This window comes from Luteibacter sp. KNZ12-1A, from assembly GCF_056755675.1.
Genome location: NZ_JBPGXU010000161.1, coordinates 1 through 5,409, shown reverse-complemented (window position 1 = coordinate 5,409; position 5,409 = coordinate 1). Strand labels below are relative to the sequence as shown.

Genomic DNA, 5,409 nt, shown 5'->3' with positions numbered 1-5,409 from the left:
GGGGGTTGTTTGTGTTATTTTTCTTGTGCTTTTGGGGGCGCCCCGCGGGGGGGGGCTGTGGGGGGGGGGGGGGGGGGGGGGGGGGGGGGGGGGGGGGGGGGGGGGCGGGCCCCCCCCCCCCCCACGCTCGGGTTACCGCGTGGCTATATCCAGGATGATGCCGGTGGCGATGGCCACGAGCAGGTACTGGTCGCTATCGTCGTCGCGGACCCAGTGGTAACCACGTGGCGGCTCGCGCAGGTGGCGCACGCGATAGTCGTTCACGATGATGACGGGACCATCGTAGCGATGACCGCGCTGCCAGCTGCGTGCATGCGGCGGCGGGCCGCGATGATTGCCGCGGTCGTCGTGCCAGTCGCGGTCGTCGCGCTTGTCGTCGCGGCGATCCTGCCCTGGCGGTCCACCGCGCGGCGGATCGAAAGCGAACGCAGGCGCGATCGCACCCAGGGTGGCGATGCAAAAGACCAGTTTGCCGAACGATTTCATGATTCGTGTCTCCCGTTAACGCGTGGCGATGTCGAAGATGATGCCCGTCGCGATGGCGACCAGGAGGAAATCGTTGTTCTCGCGGACCCAGTGGTAGCCGCGCGGCGGGGGACGCAGGCGATAGTTGTCGTAGTCGTACACGACCACGTTGCGTCCGTAGTAACGATGCCCGCGCTCCCAATGGCCGTAGTAACGCGGCGGTGGCGGACGGTGGTAATAGACCGGGCGATGGTCATAACGGTGGTCGTAGCCGTGGCCGTAATAACGCGGCGGCGGACGATACCCGCGCCAGTCGTTGTCGTGGCGCCAGCCGCGGTCGTCATGGCGACGGTCGTAGCCGTGGCGGTCGCGATCACGGCCGTGGTCGCGGTCGCCGCGCCCATGGTCGTCGGCGAAGGCCGCCGTGGTGGTGGCCAGCGCCAGCACGGCGAACGCGGTACGAAGCATCGTTTTCATCATAGGTCTCCCAGGACGATCGTCACCCCGCGGGTCACCACGGCCGATCGACGATTCGGATGCTAGGCAGCGTTGGCTGAACGCGAAGTCCTACGAAATGAAAGATTCAAGAAAGCGTTCATTGCCGCGACAGCTATTGAACCGGTGCGTTCAGGAAATCGAGCCCGGGCGGAACTCCAGGCTGAGGTTTTCCGGGCGTTCCGGCAGGCGGAGCTCGGTTCTCCGTTCAGGTGTCCGGGCCAGAATCCGGCCCCCGCGTACCACCAGCAGGCGGTTCGCCTTGAGCCGGATCGCTTCGTAGGCGTCGCCGGCCTGCAAGAGCACCAGGTCGGCGCGGTTTCCCGGCGCGATGCCGTATCCCTCCAGGCCGAGCACCTGCGCCGCGTTGGCGGTCACGGCGGCGAAGGCGCGCGCCACGCCCGCCGTGGAAGTCATCTGCGCCACGTGAAGGCCCATGTGCGCCACGTCGAGCATGTCGGCGGAGCCCATGCCGTACCAGGGGTCCATGACGCAATCGTGGCCGAAGGCGACATTCACGCCCGCATCCATGAGTTCGGGCACGCGGGTCATGCCGCGCCGTTTCGGATACGTGTCGTGCCGGCCTTGCAGGGTGATGTTGATCAGTGGATTGGCGATCGCGTGCACGCCGGCTTCCGCGATGAGCGGGAGCAGCTTGGACACGTAGTAGTTGTCCATGGAGTGCATCGAGGTGAGGTGCGAGCCCGTCACACGCCCTTGCAAGTCGGTACGGATGGTCTCCGCAGCCAATGTCTCGATGTGGCGTGACAGCGGGTCGTCGGACTCGTCGCAGTGCATGTCCACGCGCAGGCCGCGCTCCGCCGCCAGTTCGCACAACCAGCGGATGGAGGCGGCACCGTCGGCCATCGTCCGTTCGAAGTGCGGTATGCCGCCGACCACGTCCACGCCCATGTCCAGCGCGCGCACGAGGTTCGCCTTCGCATGCGGCGAGCGCAGCAGGCCGTCCTGGGGGAACGCAACGAGTTCGAGGTGAAGGTACGGCGCGACGCGGCGCTTCACTTCGAGCAACGCTTCCGTCGCCAGGAGGCGATCGTCGCAGACGTCCACGTGGCTGCGGATCGCGAGCAGTCCCTGGGCCACGGCCATGTCGCAATAGGCCATCGCGCGATCGACCAGCGCCTGCTGGGTGAGGTGGGGTTTCAATTCGCCCCACAGCGCGATGCCTTCGAGCAACGTGCCGGAGGCGTTCAGGCGTGGCAGGCCGAGCGACAGCGTGGCATCCATGTGGAAATGCGCGTCGACGAACGGCGGCGCGACCAGCCGGCCCTGTGCGTCGATCTCCTCGGCTCCCTTCGCCGGCAGGCCGTGTTGGATCGCCGCGAAGCGGCCGTCCACGATCCCGATGTCGACGTCCGTGCGGCCGTCGGTAAGGCTGGCGTGGCGGATGATGAGGTCCATGGCGGGTCCGGGAAGGATGACGCTTCATGATACCGGCCGCTTCGCCGCCGGGTCATCGCCAACCGCGTTGGCCCGCACGGGGTGGCCTGCCGGTTCATTGGCATGCACCGATCCTTGCTGGCGCCGTCACGCAACGCGCACCGCGACGGCGAGAGTCTCCCTTCGGACCCGGAGCAAGCCGCGCCGACGCGTTGCCGAGGATGGAAGCCATGGTCGACAAGCAGCCGACGATTCGTGGAAAGAAGATCACGCCCTTGCAGAAGGCTGCCGTGGACGCGCCGCAAGGCAGTATCGCGGCCTTGCGCAAGCAGGCACGCGAGTGCCGGGCGTGCGACCTGTGGAAGCCGGCGATGCAGACGGTGTTCGGCGAGGGATCGGTGCACGCGCGGATCGTGGTGATCGGCGAACAGCCCGGTGACCAGGAAGACCTGGCCGGCAAGCCCTTCGTCGGTCCCGCAGGCAAGTTGTTCGATCGCGCGCTGGATGCGGCGGGCATCGAACGTAGTGCTCTCTATGTCACCAATGCGGTGAAGCACTTCAAGTTCGAGCCGCGCGGAAAGGTGCGCCTGCACAAGCGGGCGAACGCGGAGGAGCAGGCGGCATGCCGGCCCTGGCTGGCGGCGGAGATCGATCGCATCGATCCGAAGGGCATCGTATGCCTGGGCGCGATGGCGGCGCAGGCGGTGTTTGGCGCGTCGTTCCGGCTGATGGCGGAACGCGGACGCTGGATCGAACTGGCGGACGGACGCCGTGGACTGGCCACGGTGCATCCGTCGTACCTGCTGCGCTTGCCGGGGCATGAGGCACGCGAGCAGGGCTTCGCGGATTTCGTTCGCGACCTCAAGCGGTTGCGCGAGGTGTTGGGGTAGATGAGTGCTCGCGGAGCCGGGTGGGAGCCGACCTTGTCGGCGATCCCGCGGCAGCGGGCCAGGTCACCGCAAGCGCCCATCGCCGCTGAAGCGGCTCCCACAACGAGCGGCTCCCCCACTCCTGGAGCGCGATGTCACCCGATCGCGAACTTCTTCAACTTCCTCGGCACCGCCGCGTTCTTGAGCGTCACATACACCGGCAGGCCATCCGCCCCGTACGGCGGCGGGGCCTCGCCCTGGATCAGCGGCGCGAGGTAACGGCGCGCTGCCGCGGTGATGCCGAAACCATCCTTCGAGATGAAGTTCTTCGGCATCTTCTTCTCGTGATTGGCGATCTTGTCCAGCGGCGCCGCCTCGATCTTCCACTTGTACGGCTCGTCCGACGTGCGCACGATCACCGGCATGACGGCGTTGAGTCCTTCCGCCGCGTATTCCACCGCCTTCTTGCCCACGGCGTAAGCCTGTTCGAGGTCGGTCTTGGAAGCGACGTGCCGCGCCGAACGCTGCAGGTAGTCGGGCAGGGCCCAGTGGTACTTGTAGCCCAGCTTCTCGCGCACCAGCGCCGCCAGCACCGGCGCGGCGCCGCCCAGTTGCGCATGGCCGAACGCGTCGCGCGCGCCGGACTCGGCGAGGAATTTCCCTTCCTTGTCCTTGACGCCCTCGGACACCACGACGGTGCAATAACCCACTTTCTCGACGGTGGCCTTGACCTTGGCGAGGAACGCTTCCGGATCGAAAACGTTCTCCGGGAACAGGATGACGTGCGGCGGATCGCCCGCCGCCGAACCGGCCAGGCCGGCCGCCGCGGCGATCCAGCCCGCGTGGCGGCCCATCACCTCGATGATGAACACCTTCGTGGAGGTATCCATCATGGAGGCGACGTCGAGGCTGGCCTCGCGCACGGCGATCGCCGTGTACTTCGCCACCGAGCCGAAGCCCGGGCAGGTGTCGGTCACCACCAGGTCGTTGTCGATCGTCTTCGGCACGCCGATGCAGTTCACCTCGTAGCCGAGCGCCTGGCCGATCTTCGAGACCTTGTTGGCGGTGTCCGCCGAATCGTTGCCACCGTTGTAGAGGAAGGTGCGGATGTCGTGCGCCTTGAAGACCTCGATCAGGCGTTCGTATTCGGCGCGGTTCTCCTCCAGCGACTTCAGCTTGTAGCGGCAGGAGCCGAAGGCGCCGCCCGGCGTGTGCTTCAGCGCGGCGATGTTGGCCTTGGCTTCCTTGGAGGTGTCGATGAGCTCCTCGCGCAGCGCGCCAAGGATGCCGTTGCGCGCGGCATACACCACGATGCCCTTGTCTCGGGCCGTCTCGATGACGCCCGCGGCGGTGGCGTTGATCACGGCGGAGACACCGCCCGACTGGGCGTAGAGGAGTTTGCCGGCGGCCATGCTTCGCATCCTTCTGGTGGGGCGGGAAGCGCAGGGTAGCGCGCCCGGCGTCACGGTGGCTTGAACGGGGCCGGTATTTCAGCCGTTTGACGCGGCGGCGCCGCTGCCGTTACCTTGAGACCCATTTTCTCGTGTCCGGCGGCGGGTTTGCCCCGTGCGTCCGACGAAACGGAGCATCAATGCGACTCGTGCTATTCGGCGCCCCCGGTTCCGGCAAGGGTACCCAGGCCACCCGCCTCAAGGAACGCCTCGGCGTACCGCACATCTCCACCGGCGACCTGTTGCGCGCGGAGATCAAGGCCGGCACCGAACTGGGCCTCAAGGCCAAGGGCCTCATGGACGCCGGCCAGCTGCTGCCCGACGACATCATGCTCGGCATCATCGAGCATCGCCTGGGCGAGCCCGACGCGAAGCCGGGCTTCATCCTCGACGGCTATCCGCGCAACCTGGCGCAGGCCGACGCGCTCGATACCGTGCTCGCCCGCATCGGCCAGCCGCTGGATGTCGTGGTGAAGCTCGACGTGCCCGATTCGGCCATCGTCGACCGCTGCGAAGTGCGTTTCGAGAAGGAAGGCCGTCCGGACGACAACCCGGACACGGTCAAGAGGCGGCTCAGCATCTATGCCGACCAGACCGCGCCCGTGGCCGACTTCTACAAGCAGCGCGGCAAGTTGCAGGTCGTCGACGGCGTCGGCGAGCTCGACGAGGTGACCCAGCGCGTGCTGGACGTACTGCCCGGTGGCGTCAAGGCCGCCAGCGCCTGATCCCCC

6 protein-coding genes are annotated in these 5,409 nt (G+C 67.2%); 2 read left to right on the top strand and 4 right to left on the bottom strand.

Annotation, left to right across the window (positions count from 1 at the left end; translation table 11 throughout):
* Nucleotides 1-132: 132 nt before the first annotated feature.
* From ACR9ZJ_RS18825 to ACR9ZJ_RS18815, 3 genes are all read right to left on the bottom strand, one after another.
* Nucleotides 133-486, bottom strand: a complete 354-nt coding sequence (locus tag ACR9ZJ_RS18825; RefSeq protein ID WP_481282494.1) for an RcnB family protein — start codon at nt 484-486, stop codon at nt 133-135.
* A 15-nt stretch (nt 487-501) separates the two neighbouring features.
* Nucleotides 502-942 (bottom strand): RcnB family protein, encoded by a 441-nt coding sequence (locus ACR9ZJ_RS18820; RefSeq protein WP_481288624.1) that lies wholly within the window; start codon nt 940-942, stop codon nt 502-504.
* A gap of 150 nt (nt 943-1,092) precedes the next feature.
* On the bottom strand, nt 1,093-2,379 hold the full coding sequence (locus ACR9ZJ_RS18815; protein WP_481288623.1) for an amidohydrolase family protein: 1,287 nt from the start codon (nt 2,377-2,379) through the stop codon (nt 1,093-1,095).
* Between the two features lie 26 nt (nt 2,380-2,405).
* On the opposite strand from ACR9ZJ_RS18815, the gene ACR9ZJ_RS18810 reads away from it, so the two are divergent.
* Complete coding sequence (locus ACR9ZJ_RS18810; RefSeq protein WP_481288622.1) at nt 2,406-3,248, top strand: UdgX family uracil-DNA binding protein; 843 nt, start codon at nt 2,406-2,408, stop codon at nt 3,246-3,248.
* Nucleotides 3,249-3,382: 134 nt separating this feature from the next.
* Here the strand turns inward: ACR9ZJ_RS18810 and ACR9ZJ_RS18805 are convergent, their stop codons facing one another.
* Entirely contained in the window at nt 3,383-4,639 is a 1,257-nt protein-coding gene (locus ACR9ZJ_RS18805) for a 6-phosphofructokinase (RefSeq protein ID WP_481288621.1), read from the bottom strand.
* Nucleotides 4,640-4,818: 179 nt separating this feature from the next.
* On the opposite strand from ACR9ZJ_RS18805, the gene ACR9ZJ_RS18800 reads away from it, so the two are divergent.
* Entirely contained in the window at nt 4,819-5,403 is a 585-nt protein-coding gene (locus tag ACR9ZJ_RS18800; protein ID WP_481282499.1) for an adenylate kinase, read from the top strand.
* Nucleotides 5,404-5,409 lie beyond the last annotated feature (6 nt).